The sequence below is a fragment of the Gordoniibacillus kamchatkensis genome, assembly GCF_000829455.1.
Lineage (GTDB): Bacteria > Bacillota > Bacilli > Paenibacillales > NBRC-103111 > Gordoniibacillus > Gordoniibacillus kamchatkensis.
In genome coordinates this window covers 1-17297 of sequence record NZ_JXAK01000048.1, presented here as the reverse complement: position 1 = coordinate 17297, position 17297 = coordinate 1, and the positions used below count along the sequence as shown (strand labels likewise).

The following is a 17297-nucleotide window of genomic DNA, read 5'->3' as shown; positions in this document are numbered from 1 at the left end:
AGTGAAGTATGGCTATGGCTGACGTGAAAAAAATTGCAGTAATTGCCGGCGACGGCATCGGTCCTGAAGTAATCGCGGAAGCGGAAAAGGTACTGAAGCGCACCGAGGAGCTGTTCGGCTACAAGTTCGAGACGGAGCACGGTTTGTTCGGCGGAATCGCCATCGATCAGCGCGGTACGCCGCTGCCGCAGGAAACGCTGGAGATGTGCAAAAAGGCTGACGCCGTCCTGCTCGGCGCAGTAGGCGGCCCGAAGTGGGACAATAACCCGAAGGAGCTTCGTCCGGAGACGGGCCTTCTCGGCATTCGCAAAGCGCTCGGCCTGTTCTCGAACATTCGTCCGGCGGTTATTTTCGACTGCCTGAAAGACGCGTCGACACTGAAGCCGGAAGTGCTGGAGGGCACCGACCTGATCGTCGTGCGCGAGCTCACCGGCGGCATCTACTTCGGCGACAAGTTCCGCCGCGACACGCCCAACGGCCAGGAAGCCGTCGACACGTGCGTATACAACGTGAGCGAAGTGGAGCGCATCGTGCGCCAGGCGTTCGATATTGCCCGCACCCGCCGCAAGAAGCTCGCATCCGTCGATAAAGCGAACGTGCTCGAGACGTCCCGCCTGTGGCGCGAGACGGTGAACCGGATCGCCGCCGACTACCCGGACGTCGAGCTGGAGCACGTGCTTGTCGACAACTGCGCGATGCAGCTGCTGCGCCGTCCGTCGAGCTTCGACGTCATCGTCACGGAAAACATGTTCGGCGATATCCTGAGCGACGAAGCCGCGATGCTGACGGGCTCGATCGGGATGCTGTCGAGCGCTTCGCTGGGCGAAGGAAGCTTCGGCCTGTACGAGCCGGTTCACGGTTCGGCGCCGGACATTGCCGGCCAAGGGATCGCCAACCCGATTGCGACCATTTTGTCGGTGGCGCTTATGTTCCGCCTCACGTTCGGCTATCATGATGCGGCGGGCAGCATCGAGCGCGCGGTGAAGAACGTGCTGGACGCAGGCCATCGTACGGGCGACATCGCCGTCGACAAGAGCAAGGCGATCGGCACGACCGCGATGGGAGATCTGATCGTAGCTGCGATGAGCAAATAAGTTGCGAAATGAAAGGGCCTCGACGAGTTTCCGCTTGCGGCGGCAAGCGGAAAACGGGCGGGCCTTTTTCATTTCGACAGGAAACTAGCAAATTGTTTGGTTGACAAACACCATATATTGAGATATATTTCAGATTACAAACTACATATTGTTTTAACAGGTGCTTTTTGTCGAAAAGACGAAAGAGCTTAATTGGGAAGTCCGGTGCGAAGCCGGCGCGGTCCCGCCACTGTAAGAGGGGAGTAGCGGTTCGAAAGGCCACTGGCTTGAAGCTGGGAAGGCGAACCGGGAACCATGATCCTCAAGCCAGGAGACCAGCCTGTTCATTGACACGACCCCTGCGGAGAACAGGAAGGTGTCCGCTTCGTCCTTGACGTGATATGCAGGATTTGACCTGCACGCAGCATAGGCGCATTCGGCCCTTCCATTGCCGGATGCGCCTTTTCGTTTATGTGCTTCAGCTTCAGAGGGGAACGGGAGGAGACGAAGGAGCATGTTGATTGTGTACGATTCCAGAACGGGCAATGTTCGGCGGTTTGCCGAAAAATTGCCGGTGCCGACCGTTCAAATTGAGGACGGGATGGCGGTGGACGAGCCGTTCGTGCTTATCACGTATACGACAGGGTTCGGCCAGGTGCCTGATAAAGTAAAGGCTTTTCTGCAGCGGAACTATCGCTATTTGCGAGGCGTGTCGGCCAGCGGCAACCGCAATTGGGGAGAAGGGTTTGCGCGCAGCGCCGACCGCATTGCGGAGCGGTACGGTGTGCCGGTGCTGGGCAAATTCGAGCTGTCGGGAACAAGCCATAATGTAGAACAGTTTATGCAGGGGGTGAGCCGGGTTGCGGCACATTGAGCTGAACAATTTGCTGATGCAAAGAGACGCCGACGGCTTTTTCCAGTTGGACAAGGATAAAGAAGCGGTCAAAGAATTTATGGAGGAAGTGCGACGCAAAAGCATGGGCTTCGCCGATACCCGGGCCCAGATCCGCTACATGATCGACAACGACTATTACGAGGACGTGTATGATCGGTACACGGAGTCCGAAGTCGAAGAGATTTTCCGGTTGACGCGCGGCTATCGTTTCGAATTTTCGTCCTATATGGCGGCGTCGAAGTTTTATACCGACTACGCGATGAAAAGCAACGACCGTTCGCTGTATCTGGAGCACTACCCGGACAGAGTCGCGATCGTGGCACTCTATCTGGCCCGGGGCGATTTCCGGACGGCGCGTTCGCTGGCCGCGGCGATGATGGAGCAACGGCTGCAGCCGGCGACGCCGACGTTCCTCAACGCGGGCAAAAGCCGGCGCGGCGAAATGGTGTCCTGTTTCCTGCTGGAGATGGACGATTCGCTCAACTCGATCAACTATGTGCTCGGCACCTGCATGCAGCTGTCGAAAATCGGGGGCGGAGTCGCCGTCAACTTGTCCAAGCTGCGCGGACGCGGGGAATCGATCAAGGGCGTCGAAGGAGCGGCGAAAGGCATTATGCCGGTGCTGAAGCTGATGGAGGACGCCTTCTCCTACGCCGATCAGATGGGGCAGCGCAGAGGGTCGGGGGCGGCGTATTACAACATTTTCGGCTGGGACATCATGGAGTTTCTGGACAGCAAGAAAATTAACGCGGACGAGAAAACGCGCCTCAAGACGCTGTCGATCGGACTGATCGTGCCGGACAAGTTCTACAAGCTGGCCGAGGAAAACAAGCCGCTCTGCGTGTTCGCTCCATACACCGTATATCAAGCGTATGGAACGCATTTGGACGACATGGATCTCGATGAGATGTATGACCGGCTGCTGGCCGACGACCGCGTGCGCAAAAAAGCGGTTATGGGAGCGCGGGACATGCTGACCAAAATCGCCACGATTCAGCTCGAATCCGGCTATCCCTATATCATGAACAAGACGAGCGCCAACCGTTCCCACGCTTTGAAGGACCTGGGCTCGATCAAGATGTCCAACTTGTGCACGGAAATTTTCCAGCTGCAGGAGACTTCGGAAATCGGCGACTACGGCAAGCCGGATGTGATTCGCAGGGACATCAGCTGCAATCTGGCATCCTTGAACATCGTGAACGTGATGGAGCGCAACATGGTTCGGGAATCGGTATACGAAGGCATGATTGCGCTGACGGCGGTAAGCGACATGTCGAGCGTCGCCAACGCTCCCGGCGTGGTCAAAGCGAACCGCGAGCTGCATTCGGTCGGCCTCGGCGCGATGAATTTGCACGGCTATTTCGCGAAAAACAAAATCGCGTACGAAAGCGACGAGGCGAAAGATTTCGTCCGCGCGTTTTTTATGATGATGAATTACTATTCCCTGGAAAAAAGCATGGAGATCGCCAAAGAGCGCGGCGTCGCGTTTTCCGGCTTCGAGCAATCGGAATACGCCAAGGGGACATATTTTGACCGTTATCTGGAGATGGATTATCGCCCTGTCACAAGCAAAGTGAAGGCGCTGTTTCAAGGAATGACGGTGCCGTCGCCGGAAGACTGGGGACAGCTGAAGGCCAAAGTGCAAACGCACGGGCTGTATCATGCCTATCGGCTGGCGATCGCGCCGACGCAGAGCATTTCGTACATTCAGAACGCAACGTCCAGCGTCATGCCGATCGTGGAACCGATCGAAACCCGCACTTATGCCAATTCGACGACCTATTATCCGATGCCGTATTTGAGCCGGGACAATTTCTTCTTTTATAAATCGGCTTATCAAATGGATCAGTTCAAAGTGCTGGACGTCATCGCGGAAATTCAGGCGCACGTCGACCAAGGGATTTCGACCGTGCTGCACGTCAACAGCGACGTGACCACGAGGCAGCTCGCCCGATATTACATTTACGCGGCTAAAAAAGGCCTGAAGTCGCTCTACTACACCCGGACGAACAAGCTGTCCGTCGAAGAGTGCGTCAGCTGCGCCATATAAACAGGAATGGGGAGACAACGGATGTGCGCGCTTAAAGCCGTGAATTGGAACCGGCCGGATGACGATTTTACGATCGCCTTCTGGAATCAAAATATGATGCAGTTTTGGACGGACGAGGAAATTCCGCTATCCGACGACAAAATGTCCTGGCTGACTCTGAACGATGACGAGCGGGAGCTGTATATGAAAGTGCTGGGCGGGCTGACCTTGCTAGACACGGTGCAGGGCGGCGTCGGCATGCCGAAAATACTGGAGCATGTCGAAGGGCTGCAGCGCAAAGCGGTGCTCGGCTTTATGGGCATGATGGAACAGATCCACGCCAAGTCGTACAGCAGCATTTTCACAACGTTGGCAACAACCGAGGAAATCGACGGGGTGTTCCGCTGGGTGGAAAATAACCGCTTTTTGCAGACCAAAGCGGAAACGATCGCTCAGTATTACAACAGCATCCAGACGCGCAAAGAGCTGTATTTGGCAATGGCGGCATCCGTGCTGCTGGAAAGCTACTTGTTTTACAGCGGATTTTTTTACCCGCTCTATTTGGCCGGACAAGGCAAAATGACGTGCAGCGGCGAAATCATCGATTTGATTTTGCGGGACGAGAGCATTCATGGCTTGTATGTCGGCGTGCTGGCGCAAGAAGTTTTCGCTGCAATGGATCAGGAAGAGCAGAATTCGGCATTGGAAACGGTCCGCGGGCTGCTCCGCTTCCTCCACGGCAACGAGGAGCGGTATACGGAGGAGCTGTATTCTGCAGTAGGGCTGGCGGGCGAAGTAAAAGCATTTTTGCGCTACAATGCGAATAAAGCAATGATGAATTTGGGGCTGGAGCCGTTGTTTCCGGAGGAGGATATCAACCCTATCGTTTTGAATGGCATCAGCACTCGGACGAAGCAGCACGACTTCTTTTCCAAGAAAGGAAACGGGTACGTTCGCGCCATTCATGTGGAGCCGCTCGCGGATGCCGATTTTCAGTTCGATCTGTGAACGTTAAATAGAATCATTATCAAATAATATTTCGTGTAATATTGACATTCGAATAGGCGAATGATACGATTTTAGTCGAGAAACCACAGTATATAAAAGGAGGAACTACGTAACAATGGCAGAACGTTTGGTTGGCAAAAAAGCCCCCGATTTCACCATGGAAACCGCGCTCGGCAACGGAGACGGCTTCGGCAAAGTATCTTTGTCCGACTATAAAGGCAAGTGGCTCGTGTTTTTCTTCTACCCGCTGGACTTCACTTTCGTGTGCCCGACGGAAATTACGGCCATCAGCGAAGCGTACACCGAATTCCAGAAGCGCAACTGCGAAGTGCTCGGCGCATCGACGGACAGCATCCACTCGCACCGCGCCTGGATCAATACGCCTCGCGACTCGAACGGCCTCGGCCGCATCAACTATCCGCTCGCTGCCGACATCACGAAGCAAGTGGCTCGCGACTACGGCATCCTGATCGAAGAGGAAGGCATCGCCCTGCGCGGCCTGTTCATCATCGATCCGGAAGGCGAACTGAAATATTCCGTTGTTCACCACAACGACATCGGCCGTTCCGTCGACGAGACGCTGCGCGTGCTTGATGCGCTCCAATCCGGCGGCCTGTGCCCGATCGGCTGGAAAAAAGGGGACAAGCACCTCGTTGCGAAGTAAGACGGACAAGCCCGTACGGGCATGTAAAAAGCTCCAGGCAATGCGCTTAACGCGCTGTGCCTGGAGCTTTTTCGCGCAGAATGCTATAAGCCCCTTTCCGGAGCTAGATGACGCGCTTGGCGGATAGAAGACGATTTCTCCAATACCCGTTTAACGGAGATATCGTAACGCCAGGATGGCCGAAGGTGTGAATAATTTGGCCATTTCCGGCATACATCCCGACGTGACCGACCATTTTGTTGCTCGCGTACCGGCCGGGAGTGTAGAAAAACAGCAGGTCGCCCGGTTGCAGTTGATCAACGGATACGGTTTGACCGACAAGCGATTGTGCGCGTGAAGATCGGGGAAGATTGACGCCAAAATGTGCATACACATATTGGACGAAGGATGAGCAATCGAACGTATGCGTTTGAGCGTAAGGGCCGGCAGCGAATTGATACGGCGTTCCCAGGAAGCTTTTGGCGAAGTTGATTATACTGCCGGTATTGGCTGCAGTTGCCGCCAAGCTCCTTGTCGTTCCAACGCCGGTTCCGTTTTGCTGATTGGATGCGGTACTGTCATCAATTGGCGAAACGACGACCTGGTTAGCGGAGTTGTTCCAATTCACCGGGCTGCCTAGCAGCGTGGATAACGCTTGTGTTGTTACGTAAGGCTTATTGCCGATTAATTTTGGCGCTTGAGGAAGGCCGACGGTTTGATCGGCTGCTGTCGCTTGAGGGTGGTCCATTTTCAGGTGAAAGAGCGAATCCGTATTTCCGACCGAATAACCGGCGTTGGTGTAATGCACATCGAAATCCAGCGCTTTGGCCGTTTCCTCCAAAGGTACCCAGACGAGTCCGCTCGTCTCTTTATAGACCGGAACGTTGGAGAAAACCGGGTTGTTTCCTACAAGCAGACTTGCGCTCTGGATCGTTGGCGAAGCAGGTTGAATTGCTTTAGGCTGAACTTGTTGGTTCGTGCAGCCGCCGGCAATGAGCAGGCAGGGAATCACCGCCGCGCAAAGCGCTTTTGCGAACCGGTTGCGAGAACTATTTCCAAACATCATACAGCAACCACCCTTTTCAGTTTTGATTTTTGTATGTAGTGTGTTGTCGTTTACATCCGCTTATTCAATTGTTAAACGAACATCAATAAAAATTTTTTCATTATAACATAGACGCCGCCGTTCCTCGGTTGAGGGACTGGCGGCGGTTTTCGTCTAGCGTTTACTTGGCATCAAAACTCAAGCGAGCCTTATCCTTGGAAGGTTCGCCTGCCGCAGCGAGCTGCTTGTACTTTTGCGCATACTTCGTAACCGCCAGCACGTAAGTCGCATGCGACCACGTCAGCGGTGCGACCGATAAAGGCGAGCCGTCGAACGGATCGAGCTGCTCCGGCAAAATGCCGCTTTCTAATGCGTGCCTCACGACCCATTCCAGCGTGCGGCGCGGCGATTCGAGATCGGCGATCGTTTTGGCTGCTGCGATTTCCCATTCGGCGATCCACAGCGTGCAGATGATCCATGGGTTGCCGGGGATGTTGTCGATATCGGACGAGCGCTGGAAATAGTAATCGTTCTTATATCGCGCCAAACCGCCTACAGCGGTTCCTACCGCAAGGCCTATCCGGTTCGCCTCCATCGTGCGCACGACTCGCGGGTCGTCGGCAGGCAGAACGCCGAATTCGAAAATGCCGTATACGGAGCTCTCGAGTGTCGTATCCCGGATCCAAGCGCCGTTGTCCTTGTACAGACCGCGCACGAAACGGCCGAGCTCCTCGTCATACAAATGCTTCAGAATGCCGGCCTTGATCTGCTCCGCGGCGCGGCGGTACCGTCCGCTGCGCTCGTCGTCGCCGAACAGCGACGCGAAGTTCGCGGCGGCCATAAGCCCGCCGTACACGGCGGATGCGGTGAAGGTGAAAATGCCGTAACGCTCCTCCCACAAATCGTAGCTCGGCTTCGGCAAATCCAGATCCTGCTCGATATAATTCGTCATGAAGCGGGCTGCGCGGCGGATGAGGCTGCGGTACAGGCTTTGCGCCTTCTCGAGCGAGCCGTGCAGCTTGTAGTCTTGCCACAGCGCGAACAGCACGAGAGCCGTCTCGTCCTCCTGGATCGGCAGCTGCATGTGGCCGTTTTGAATATACGGATGCCAGCTTGAGCCTACGGTGCCGTCCGGATTGAATTTGTGCTGCAAGTATCCTTCCGGCGACAGCACGTTAGCGCAAAAGTTGAAAAATGGCGCCACCATCTCATTGTAGCCGGCCGTTGTCATCGCATACGCGATTAGCGCTCCGTCGCGGGGCCACATGTAGCTGTAGTGGTCGCGGTTGCTGTTCATAATGTCGGAGTCGTTGGCGGCGATAATCGCCCCGCCCGCATCCGTCTGGGTGCGCACGATCAGCAGGCTTTGCTTGAACAGCCGAACTACGCTCTGCGGAAGGTCCGCATAGCTGCGCTCTTCTTTGTTTGCCCAGCGCTGCCAATAAATTTTTACGCGGTCGAGCAGCTTCCCGGGCCCGCTGTCGCGAACGTAGCCGTCGAGCTTCTTTACTTCCTCCAGCGTTTTCCCGGCGGTGAGCCAGTAATATGCGGTCTGCTCGCCTTCCGGCGGAATGAACAGGCGCAAGGACACCGTCGAGTCGACGGAGCCTTGGGCGATAGCGTTGCCCATCAAATGGCCGTCCTCCGCGTCGCGCCAAGTGCCCTCGGCGTGCCGAAACCGCTTGACGCCAGTAGTATACTGGTATATGCCCTCGCTTCCGGCTGAACCGTTCACCATGAAATAGCTGTCCCGCTTATAATGGAAAACCGTGTTCAGCGCAGGATAGTAAGCGGCGGTGTCGCCTACCTCGGTCTCGTTGATAACGAAATCCTGATTGAAAAACACGCGGACTTCGCGCGCGGTTCCGCTGCGGCTAACGATCCGAATGCGTTTGAGAAAAATATTTTCGCGCTGGTGCACGCCATCGTTGATGAGCAGCGTAATGCCGAGTCCGGCATGCGCCGCCGCCAGTTCGGTCACGAGGGAGTCTTCCGCGTAAGAGAGCCGGATATCCCAGCCCGGGCCGTTCAGCCACGAGAAGCTGCCGTCGACCCATACTCCGATGCGGCAATGATAGCCGCAAATATGGTTGAGCTGGCCGACGTACGGATAGTACAAGTCGCGCATGTAGCCGTAGCGGTCAAGATTGATGAGGAACTTTCCGTTTCCAACGACCAAATGTCTAGGCAAGCCATCACTTCCCATCTTTGCAGGCGTGGTGCAGGGGTGGAGCGGAGGGTGGAATATGGGGTGAAGAGCGACTTTTGAACTCGTGTTCCCACCTTGAAGTATTGACCAAGGAACACGAGTTCAACGGAGCCGTAACCCCATATTCCAACCCGTAGCTCCGCCCCCTTCCCAAGCCTAATCCCCATATAGGATGCGGCGGCGGACTGCCGATTATGCGGCTCCCTAAAATCTGCTACTATGAAAAAAAGGAATTATCATGTATGCTGTGGAATATATTTTTTCAAACCTTATCGAGCCTTCGGGAGTACATGTTGGAGGAGGGGGACCGCTCATGAGCTTTTGTTGCGGCGCCAGTATGATCGGCACTCGAGGCACGCTGAAACATATCCGCACGCGCATTCATAACGTGCCGGTCTTGTTTTGTCCGGTTTGCCATCGCACCGAAGTTCATTATTTGGTAGAAGACGAATACGAGATTTTGGCCGAATACGCCCACGGCGACGGAGCGACGGACGTCGATTTCCTCGAGTACGTGGAGACGAAAAGCGACCGGGATCTGTTTGAAAATTGCGTGAGCAACGAAGAGGAAGATCCGATGGACGTTGTGCGCAATCAGATCGATATGGCGCTTGACCTGCTTGCCGTAGCCAAGACAATCGGCGACGAGGAATGGGAAGAGCAGCTGAAGCGGCGCTTGCAAATGCTGGGCAACCGGCAAAGAAAGCTGCAAGCCAAACGTACGTCGAAAAATAAGTCATAGCGCTCCAGACTGCCCGAGAAAGTATGGCTGCGCCGTGTTCCAATGAATGAAGAATTAAGGTTGTCTGTAACGCAACCGCATAAATCCGGGGCCGGTCCGAACGTCATCGCAGATGGCGGAGGAGCGGCCTCTTTTTCATGCGCCTACCCCCTTTATCGCCGGACGCAGAACGAATTCATGTAGGTAAGACACGCTCGCGAAAGGGGAGGCAGGCGATGGACAGATTTTACATTACGTACAAGGACAAAATCCTGGCCGGTCCCATGCCAGAAGAAGACGCGGAGCAGAAGTTGACCAAGCTGAAGTATTGCTTTCGCAATGTGAAGAAGGTTCCGGAGCATAGCGTGAAGATAAAGCGGGACGACAACAACCAATGGAACAATCAGCGCAGTTCGTAAACGATCCGCATGGCAAAATGCCGCCGCATCCCCGTCTTGGGGAGGGCGGCGTTTTGCATTTCCGAAGACGCCGGCGTACCTTTTCCCGTTGCGGAATTTGCCTGTTATAAAATATACTGATAAGTATCTGGATGAATTTGGGGGCGTCTGCCGCGTGGATCATAGATCGGCCATACTTTTTCTGCATCGGCATATCAATCAGATATTGGAACAATGGTCCTTATCCATGAAAAAGGAATATCCCGAATACAAAGATATAGAGAGAATGCACCGAAACGGACGCCATTATCTTGAATTGATATTCGATATTCAAACCCCTGTCGAGTCTCACCCTGTGTACGAAAAAGTTCCGGACTGGTGCCGGAATATCGCCGAAAAAGGGGTGCCGGTCGTACACGCTTTGCACGGCTCGCATCTGTTAAGGGAAGCCGTCATACAGATCTTGTCGCCGTATGATCACGACCGCGCGGAAATATGCGACGTTATGGCCGCCATCAGATCGAGAGTCGATTCGTTTGACCGGGCGGTAGTACACTTCTATTGGGAATATGCCAGCTTGAAAATGAAGGAGCAGGACCGAAGGCTGGACGAGCTGCACGAGGACAAAATCAATCTCATCGGCAAAATGGCGGCCAGCATGGCCCACGAGATCCGAAATCCGCTCACATCGATCAAAGGCTTCATCAGTCTCATGCGCGGCCAACTCTCGGAGCAATCGCTCGAGCATGTGGGAAAATATATGGATATTATCGAGAACGAGTTTGAAAATATTCAAATGCAAATTACGGGCTTCCTCAGCTTCTCGAAGAAGCGTGTCATCGAGGAAGAGAGCTCGGACATCGCCCTGGGCCAATTGATCGAATCGGTGCTCGTGCTGGTGAAGCCGCGCATGATTAACGAAAATATCGACCTGGCCGTAGATATTCAATGCGACGTGCTGCTGCACGTACAAAAGGTGCCGATCCAGCAGGTGCTATCCAACTTGATCAACAACGGCATCGATGCGTTAAAAGACAAGCACGACGGAAAAACGATGAGAATCTACAGCAGACAAGACGAGAAGCGCACGTATGTGATGATCGCCAACAACGGCCCGGAAATCCCGCGGGAACTGAGAGATTCGTTGTTCGAACCGTTCGTGACGAGCAAATTGGACGGTACGGGGCTGGGCCTGGCGATATGCAAGCAGATTATGAAAAAAAACAACGGCGATATCGATTTTGTGTCCGACAAGTACGAAACGACGTTCATTTTAAGCTTCCTCAACAACACGCCATAACGATCCGGCAGGATAATGCCCGTGCCAAAATGGCTCCGCGACCGAATTCGGTCACGGGGCCATTTTGCTGCGAATAAGCCCGTTTTCCGCCCGTTCGGTTTGCCAGGTTTCGCCAGCCGACATCGATAAGTAAACTTATGCTATAATAGTTTTGTTTTCCTGCGCTAAATAGCGGGGAAGTACCCCCGCATCGGCATCATGGTGAGCGAAAAATCTGTAGTGTGAGGTGGAACGTTTGTTACTGGTACTATTCAAAAAGTTCCTGGGTAAACGTCAGGCTTACCACCCTAGTTCCATAGATGAAGCAGCGCTGCCGGAGCAGCTTGTTCAGCGCATTCAGGAGGGGGATTTACGGCTTCGCAATCAATTTATTGCGGATTACCAGCCATACGTGGCCAAGGTGACGAGCCGTTTTTGCAAACGGTACATAGACCCTGCCCGCGACGACGAGTTCAGCATCGCCTTGGCGGCGTTCAACGAAGCGATCAACCAGTTTTCGGCGCAAGCGGGGCGTTCGTTCCTCAGCTTCGCGGAGACAGTCATGCGCCGCCGGCTGATCGACTTCGTGCGCAAGGAGCAGCGGTTCCGCGGGCAAATTCCGTACAGCTCGTTCGAGATCGAGGACGACGAGGACAATATGATCAACCCCGTCGAAATTCATCAGGCGATCGAGCAGTACGAGAAGCAGAAAGGGCTGGAGGAGCGCAAGAGCGAGATTGCGGACTTCAGCCGGGTGCTGGAGGAGTTCGGCATCTCCTTCACCGATCTGGCCGAGCTTTCGCCCAAGCACGAAGACTCGCGGCGCATGCTTGTCGGCATCGGGCACAAGCTGGCCGCCGACGCCGGGCTTATGCGAGTTGTCGTAACGAAGCGGATGCTGCCGATCAAGGAGCTGCTCGAGCAAGTGAACGTGTCACGCAAGACGTTGGAACGCAACCGCAAATTTCTGATTGCGCTGGCTCTCATTCTTAACGGTCCTTACCCTTATTTACGCGAATACTTGCGATTCGAAGAAGAAGACAACGAAGCAGACGCTCCTGCAGGAAGGAGAATGGCCCATGAATAAAGGGATCGTCATGGAACTGAGCGACCGGCATGTGATTGTGATGACATCGGGCGGCGTGTTCCGCAAGCTGCCTCGAGACGGGCGCACATGCGAAGTGGGTGAAGAGATTTTGTTCGCCGAGCCGCCGGTCGCGCGCAAAGCCCCCCCCATGGCGAAACTGTCCGGGCTAGTTGCCGCGGTGGTGATGTGCATAGTCATCGTCGGGGCGATGACCAGATTGACCGGAAGCGCCGAAGTCGTCGCTTACGTATCCATGGATATTAACCCGAGCGTCGAATTTGGCATCGACAGTTCCGAGAAGGTGCTTGATCTTAAAGGGCTCAACGATGACGGCACCAAGCTTATCGCCGGCCTTAAGTACAAAGGCAAGCCGCTGGAAACGGTGACGGACGAGGTGTTGCAGCGGGCCGAACAAGGGCCGCTCGCCAAAGGCGAAGGCGACATCGTGATCGCCAGCTCCGTCGTCAAAAACACGGATAAGATCAGCGACGTCGCGATTGCCGACAAGCTGAAGGAACAAGTGACGAAACATATTCGGATGGAGCATCCGAATCAGGCGAATCAATACGAGGTGGCGGCGTTCGCTACGCCGCAGGAAGTTCGCCAGGCCGCCGAGGCGAACGGCATCTCGATGGGCAAGTACGCCATTTACCTCAGCGCGAAGAACAACGGGACGCCGCTGGCGCTGGACGACCTGAAGAAAGAATCGGTCCTTCAGCTGGCGAAGCAGAACGGCGGCATCGAGGCGCTCGTCAACCCGCAGCAGCCCCCGGCCAAAGGCTTGTTCATGCAGCTGCTTGACGACGAGAAGTCGGGAAAGCTGGACGAACGGGTCAAGAAGCTGGCCGAAGAGCGCAGCAGCGGCAAAAAGTCGAATAAACCAGACGGAAAAAACGACTCGAAAGCGCAAGATGGCGACAAAGACGGCAAACGCCTCCCGGCAAAAACAAAAACGACAACAAGAACGACCAGGACAAGAAAGACGGCAAAAACAACGGCAACAACGGCAACAACAAAAACGGCAACAACGGCCGCGACAACAAAAACACAAACGGCAAGCCGTCACCCGAAAAGCCTGCCGGAGGATCGAAATCCTCCGAGCAGGACTCTTCCTTACATAACGATAAATCGAACAACATCAAGGACAACGGCAGCAGAAAAGATTCGAACAGCGACGACAAAAACGATGGCGACGGCAAATCCGGAGCGAAGTCCGGGGAGGGCGGCAAGAAAGATACGCCGCAGCGGAAAAACGACGGCAAGCAGGACGATTCCGCGGCGGGGAGATTCGGGGCAAAGGACGACAAGCAGAAAAAAGACGGGCAAGATTGAATATTGTCGAACTTTGCGATGTACAGCAGAAAATCGTCTCCCGCCTGCAAGGGCGGGATTTTTTTGTCGATGGCTGCCCGTTAGGGATCGTTGTTAATTTTTCCAAATCTGTTTGTTATCCCTCGATTTTCTCGATCGCTTTATGATAGAATGAGGGCGTCAATCTCGTAACCTACATAACGTTCGTCTCGTTCGGACGGACAGGAGCGAAGCTATGAAGGAGTCCATTTCGATCGTATCTGAGAGCGATACGATTTTCGCTCGGCGGCGGGGACGGGAAATGGCTCGTTCCGCCGGCTTCAATCTCGTCGACCAAACTCGCATTGCCATCGGCATTTCGGAATTGTCGCGCAACATTGTTCTGTATGCAAGAAAAGGAAAGATCGAGATCGAGATCGTTCGCTGCGCCGGTACGCTAGGAATCGAGATCAGGGCTATCGACGAGGGACCGGGCATTCCGGATTTGGACAAGGCGATGCTGGACGGGTATTCGACGTCCGCCGGACTCGGAATGGGATTGCCCGGCACCAAACGAATCATGGACGAGTTTTCCGTCGATACGGCAATCGGAAGCGGCACTAAAGTTATGGTTCGGAAATGGCTGAATAAGGAGTTGTACTGATACCCGGCGGCGTTCGGCCGGGCTCGCTTGCGCGCGAACCGGGCGATTCTTGCCCGGGGACGGCATCGCGCTGCTGAAGGAGGAGCCACATGCCCGACATACGCACGATGTATTTGAACGCCTTGACGAAATACGTACAAAGCGCGGGCGACGATAGCATGGCCTACACGTCCGAGCTCGGCCCGGTGATCGCGGGCCTGCTCCCGGAAGACTTGATCGCCCTTCATGAAGAGAGCATGCAGGTGCTTATTCGGAGTGTAAGCTTGGAGCGTGCGCTTCAATATTATCATAAGTCGTTCGTTTTTCTTATCGAGCTCATCGTCTTCACGCGGATGCGCCGGCAAACCGGGCACGAAGAAGACCTGCTGAGCGACTTGCGGCAAATGCTGATCAAGACGGAGCATTCGTTCAAGCAAATCAAGAGCAAATACGAGAATGTGCTGCAGCACATGGACAGCGGCATCGCCCTGTTCGATCAGGAAGGATATTTGTCGTTCGCCAATTTGAAGCTGAGCCAAATTATCGGCATTCCGCGCAAAACGCTCCTCGGCCGCGATTTCATCTCGCTGCTTCGCGCGCCCGGCATCGACCGGGAGCAGCGCAAAATGTTCATCCGGCTGTACCGGGAGCTCGTCGAGTATAGGGTTCCGTTCAAGGAGATGACGAGCGGGAACGGGAGACATTTTCTCGTATCGGCGAAATACGACGAGGAGCTTGAAGGCGACATCCTCATCAGCGTCAAAGATGTCACCGAATTCAAAAAAATCGAGCAGTCCGCCTACCATAACGACAAGCTGGCGATGCTCGGCAAAATCGCCGCCGCTATCGCGCACGAAATCCGCAATCCGCTCACCTCGATCCGCGGCTTTATCCAGCTGCTGCTGCCGGAACTGCAAAAGCTCGGACGCGGCGAGTACGGGCGCATCATTCTGGACGAGATCGACCGCGCGAACGAAATCATCTACGAATTCCTCAATTCGTCCAAGCCGAGCGCCCCGGACAAACGGAAGGTGCGGGTCGCCGAGCTGCTGCACGAAGTGACGCTGCTGTTTCAAAGCGAGGCGCTGCTGAAAGGGTGCCAGATCGACGTCGACCCGATCGACGACGACATCATCATCTCGGTCGATACGAAGCAGATCAAGCAAGTGTTCCTCAATATTATCAAAAATGCGGTGGAGGTTATCGGGGAGAGCCAGCCGGAGCGGGGCGGCCGGGTGCATATCCGCGTGCAGCGGTCGAACGATTCGGTCTGGATCTCGTTCCGGGACAACGGCAGAGGAATGGATGCCAAAACGCTCAGCCGGCTGTTCGACCCGTTCTTCACGACGAAGTCGGAAGGGACGGGTCTCGGCTTGTCCGTCTGTTACCGGATTATCAAAAATCACGGCGGCACGATTCAAGTCGATAGCGAACTATCGGTCGGCACCACATTCCGCGTTCAACTGCCGCTTCATTAAGCCGATACCGGCTATGTGGAGGGGCACGGAGCGTTGGAGATAAACATGGACAGGGAGATGGAGACTCGCGATGCATTACCGCAGATTCGGCAAATCGGAATATCGCGTATCGGCGCTCGGCTTCGGCGCCATGAATTTGCCCGGAGTGCCCTTTGATCAAGCGCGCGAAGCGCTCAATTACGCGCTCGATCAAGGCATTAATTATATCGATACGGCGGCGGCGTACCGCAACAGCGAAGAAATTATCGGCGAGAGCATCTCGCATCGCAGAAGCGAGTTTTTCCTCGCGACGAAAACGAACAAACGCGATTACGCCGCGCCAAGGAAGAGATCGACCGCAGCTTGCGGCGGATGAAGACGGATCACGTCGATCTGCTGCAAATCCATTACGTCAATTACGTCCAGGAATTTCAGCAAATTATGAGCGAGGACGGCGCTTACCGTGCGGCGCTCGAAGCGCGCGAGCAGGGCAAGGTGCGCTATATCGGCCTTACCGGGCACCGGCCGGAGCTGCTGGCGAAGTGGGTGACCAAGCACGAATTCGATCAGGTGCTGTTCCATTTGAATTTGGCGCAGCCGTTCGCTCTTGACGAACTGATCCCGGCAGCGGCGGCCCGCGATATGATGCGGGTGGCGATGAAGCCTCTGTCCGGCGGCTTCATTCAGCCGGTCGATAAGGCGATTCGCTACCCGTACAGCCAAGACGTGCACACGATCATATCGGGCATGACCAGCGCAGCCGAAGTGAAGGAAAATCTTGCGGCCATGGCGCGCGATGTGGAAGAGCCGGAGAAAGATGAGCTCGAGCGGCTGGCGCGGGAGCTCGGCGAGCACAATTGCCGCCGCTGCAACTACTGCTCGTGCCCGCTCGAAATTCCGATTCCCGACGTCATGATTTCCAGCCGCATTCGTGACTCCTTCGGGCTGCTGCCTAAGGGCGACGGATTTTACCAGAAGCATAAGGAGAAAATATTTTCGTGCGCGGACTACGAGCCTTGCCGGGAGACTCCGCTGTGCGAGCAGAAATGTCCGTATCATTTGCCGATGAGCACGGTAATTCGCCAAGCGACGGCTTATTTCGGATAAAGCAAAGGAGACGGCAGCATGAGAGAGCGAAATACAATCGAGTTTCGGATTGAGGCGGCGGAAGGCGGAGCGGCTGCGGCGATCGCAGCCGCGAAGCCGGACGCGCTGGTGCTGCCGGTGACGCCGGAGCAGGCGTCGGGCGCGAAGCCGCTGGCGGAGCGGACGATAACGCTGGGCGATGGCGTAGAGGCGGAGGTGCGCCGGCGCGCGGGCAGCAAGACGTTCGCCGGCGAAGACGGCGAGACGGCGCTGCTGCCGACGTACGGGCACGGGCCGGCGCCGTACGTGCTGCTCGCCGGGCTGGGCGCAGCGCCGGACGGCGCCGCGTGGCGGGCGGCGGCGGTGCACGCCGCGCGCCAGGCGCTCCGGGCGAAGCTGGAGCGCCTGGCGGTACGGCTGCCGGCCGAAGCGGT

Annotated in this window: 15 protein-coding genes, 1 pseudogene and 1 riboswitch; of the genes and pseudogenes, 14 read left to right on the top strand and 2 right to left on the bottom strand. The window is 55.5% G+C overall.

What is annotated here, in order from left to right; genetic code table 11:
- The first annotated feature begins 14 nt into the window (after positions 1 to 14).
- From leuB to SD70_RS23360, 5 genes are all read left to right on the top strand, one after another.
- On the top strand, positions 15 to 1094 hold the full coding sequence (gene leuB, locus SD70_RS23380) for a 3-isopropylmalate dehydrogenase (RefSeq protein ID WP_041050195.1): 1080 nt from the start codon (positions 15 to 17) through the stop codon (positions 1092 to 1094).
- Between the two features lie 141 nt (positions 1095 to 1235).
- Positions 1236 to 1431, top strand: a riboswitch (cobalamin riboswitch).
- 156 nt (positions 1432 to 1587) lie between these two features.
- The gene (nrdI, locus tag SD70_RS23375) at positions 1588 to 1947 is read left to right on the top strand and encodes a class Ib ribonucleoside-diphosphate reductase assembly flavoprotein NrdI (RefSeq protein ID WP_041050189.1); all 360 of its coding nucleotides are present in this window, start codon (positions 1588 to 1590) and stop codon (positions 1945 to 1947) included.
- Complete coding sequence (gene nrdE, locus SD70_RS23370) at positions 1934 to 4018, top strand: class 1b ribonucleoside-diphosphate reductase subunit alpha (RefSeq protein ID WP_041050187.1); 2085 nt, start codon at positions 1934 to 1936, stop codon at positions 4016 to 4018. The genes nrdI and nrdE overlap by 14 nt, the downstream gene beginning before the upstream one ends.
- Before the next feature lie 21 nt (positions 4019 to 4039).
- Positions 4040 to 5005 (top strand): class 1b ribonucleoside-diphosphate reductase subunit beta, encoded by a 966-nt coding sequence (gene nrdF, locus SD70_RS23365; RefSeq protein WP_041050185.1) that lies wholly within the window; start codon positions 4040 to 4042, stop codon positions 5003 to 5005.
- A 115-nt stretch (positions 5006 to 5120) separates the two neighbouring features.
- Positions 5121 to 5669: a peroxiredoxin gene (locus tag SD70_RS23360; protein ID WP_041050183.1), complete on the top strand. Its 549-nt coding sequence runs from the start codon at positions 5121 to 5123 to the stop codon at positions 5667 to 5669.
- 103 nt (positions 5670 to 5772) lie between these two features.
- Here SD70_RS23360 and SD70_RS33850 read toward each other — a convergent pair whose 3' ends face one another.
- Together SD70_RS33850 and SD70_RS23350 are read right to left on the bottom strand one after the other, a co-directional pair.
- Positions 5773 to 6714 carry a C40 family peptidase gene (locus SD70_RS33850; protein ID WP_052487800.1) on the bottom strand — a complete coding sequence of 314 codons (942 nt, stop codon included), beginning with the start codon at positions 6712 to 6714 and terminating at the stop codon, positions 5773 to 5775.
- Positions 6715 to 6874: 160 nt separating this feature from the next.
- The gene (locus SD70_RS23350; RefSeq protein ID WP_052487799.1) at positions 6875 to 8884 is read right to left on the bottom strand and encodes a glycoside hydrolase family 15 protein; all 2010 of its coding nucleotides are present in this window, start codon (positions 8882 to 8884) and stop codon (positions 6875 to 6877) included.
- A 331-nt stretch (positions 8885 to 9215) separates the two neighbouring features.
- Here SD70_RS23350 and SD70_RS23345 point away from each other — a divergent pair, with 331 nt between their 5' ends.
- From SD70_RS23345 to SD70_RS23305, 9 genes and pseudogenes are all read left to right on the top strand, one after another.
- Positions 9216 to 9644 (top strand): hypothetical protein, encoded by a 429-nt coding sequence (locus SD70_RS23345; RefSeq protein ID WP_041050181.1) that lies wholly within the window; start codon positions 9216 to 9218, stop codon positions 9642 to 9644.
- A gap of 215 nt (positions 9645 to 9859) precedes the next feature.
- Positions 9860 to 10042: a hypothetical protein gene (locus tag SD70_RS23340; RefSeq protein ID WP_041050179.1), complete on the top strand. Its 183-nt coding sequence runs from the start codon at positions 9860 to 9862 to the stop codon at positions 10040 to 10042.
- A gap of 334 nt (positions 10043 to 10376) precedes the next feature.
- A complete protein-coding gene (locus tag SD70_RS23335; RefSeq protein ID WP_197081122.1) occupies positions 10377 to 11321 on the top strand; it encodes a sensor histidine kinase in 945 nt (314 codons plus the stop codon).
- Between the two features lie 235 nt (positions 11322 to 11556).
- A complete protein-coding gene (gene sigI / locus SD70_RS23330) occupies positions 11557 to 12387 on the top strand; it encodes an RNA polymerase sigma factor SigI (protein ID WP_041050178.1) in 831 nt (276 codons plus the stop codon).
- The gene (locus SD70_RS33845; RefSeq protein WP_052487797.1) at positions 12380 to 13816 is read left to right on the top strand and encodes an anti-sigma factor domain-containing protein; all 1437 of its coding nucleotides are present in this window, start codon (positions 12380 to 12382) and stop codon (positions 13814 to 13816) included. The genes sigI and SD70_RS33845 overlap by 8 nt, the downstream gene beginning before the upstream one ends.
- Before the next feature lie 117 nt (positions 13817 to 13933).
- A complete protein-coding gene (locus SD70_RS23320; protein ID WP_041050177.1) occupies positions 13934 to 14341 on the top strand; it encodes an anti-sigma regulatory factor in 408 nt (135 codons plus the stop codon).
- 89 nt (positions 14342 to 14430) lie between these two features.
- On the top strand, positions 14431 to 15798 hold the full coding sequence (locus SD70_RS23315) for an ATP-binding protein (RefSeq protein ID WP_041050175.1): 1368 nt from the start codon (positions 14431 to 14433) through the stop codon (positions 15796 to 15798).
- Positions 15799 to 15868: 70 nt separating this feature from the next.
- Positions 15869 to 16884 (top strand): annotated as a pseudogene (locus tag SD70_RS23310) (aldo/keto reductase).
- A gap of 18 nt (positions 16885 to 16902) precedes the next feature.
- Positions 16903 to 17297, top strand: a 395-nt coding sequence (locus SD70_RS23305) for a M17 family peptidase N-terminal domain-containing protein (protein ID WP_041050174.1), incomplete at its 3' end; no start/stop codon positions are given.

What these genes read in the sequence shown, in the direction of transcription:
- leuB (WP_041050195.1), top strand. Translation starts at nt 15, where the DNA reads ATGGCTGACGTGAAAAAAATTGCAGTAATTGCCGGCGACGGCATCGGT.
- nrdI (WP_041050189.1), top strand. Translation starts at nt 1,588, where the DNA reads ATGTTGATTGTGTACGATTCCAGAACGGGCAATGTTCGGCGGTTTGCC.
- nrdF (WP_041050185.1), top strand. Translation starts at nt 4,040, where the DNA reads ATGTGCGCGCTTAAAGCCGTGAATTGGAACCGGCCGGATGACGATTTT.
- SD70_RS23360 (WP_041050183.1), top strand. Translation starts at nt 5,121, where the DNA reads ATGGCAGAACGTTTGGTTGGCAAAAAAGCCCCCGATTTCACCATGGAA.
- SD70_RS33850 (WP_052487800.1), bottom strand. Translation starts at nt 6,714, where the DNA reads ATGATGTTTGGAAATAGTTCTCGCAACCGGTTCGCAAAAGCGCTTTGC.
- SD70_RS23345 (WP_041050181.1), top strand. Translation starts at nt 9,216, where the DNA reads ATGAGCTTTTGTTGCGGCGCCAGTATGATCGGCACTCGAGGCACGCTG.
- SD70_RS23340 (WP_041050179.1), top strand. Translation starts at nt 9,860, where the DNA reads ATGGACAGATTTTACATTACGTACAAGGACAAAATCCTGGCCGGTCCC.
- SD70_RS33845 (WP_052487797.1), top strand. Translation starts at nt 12,380, where the DNA reads ATGAATAAAGGGATCGTCATGGAACTGAGCGACCGGCATGTGATTGTG.
- SD70_RS23320 (WP_041050177.1), top strand. Translation starts at nt 13,934, where the DNA reads ATGAAGGAGTCCATTTCGATCGTATCTGAGAGCGATACGATTTTCGCT.
- SD70_RS23315 (WP_041050175.1), top strand. Translation starts at nt 14,431, where the DNA reads ATGCCCGACATACGCACGATGTATTTGAACGCCTTGACGAAATACGTA.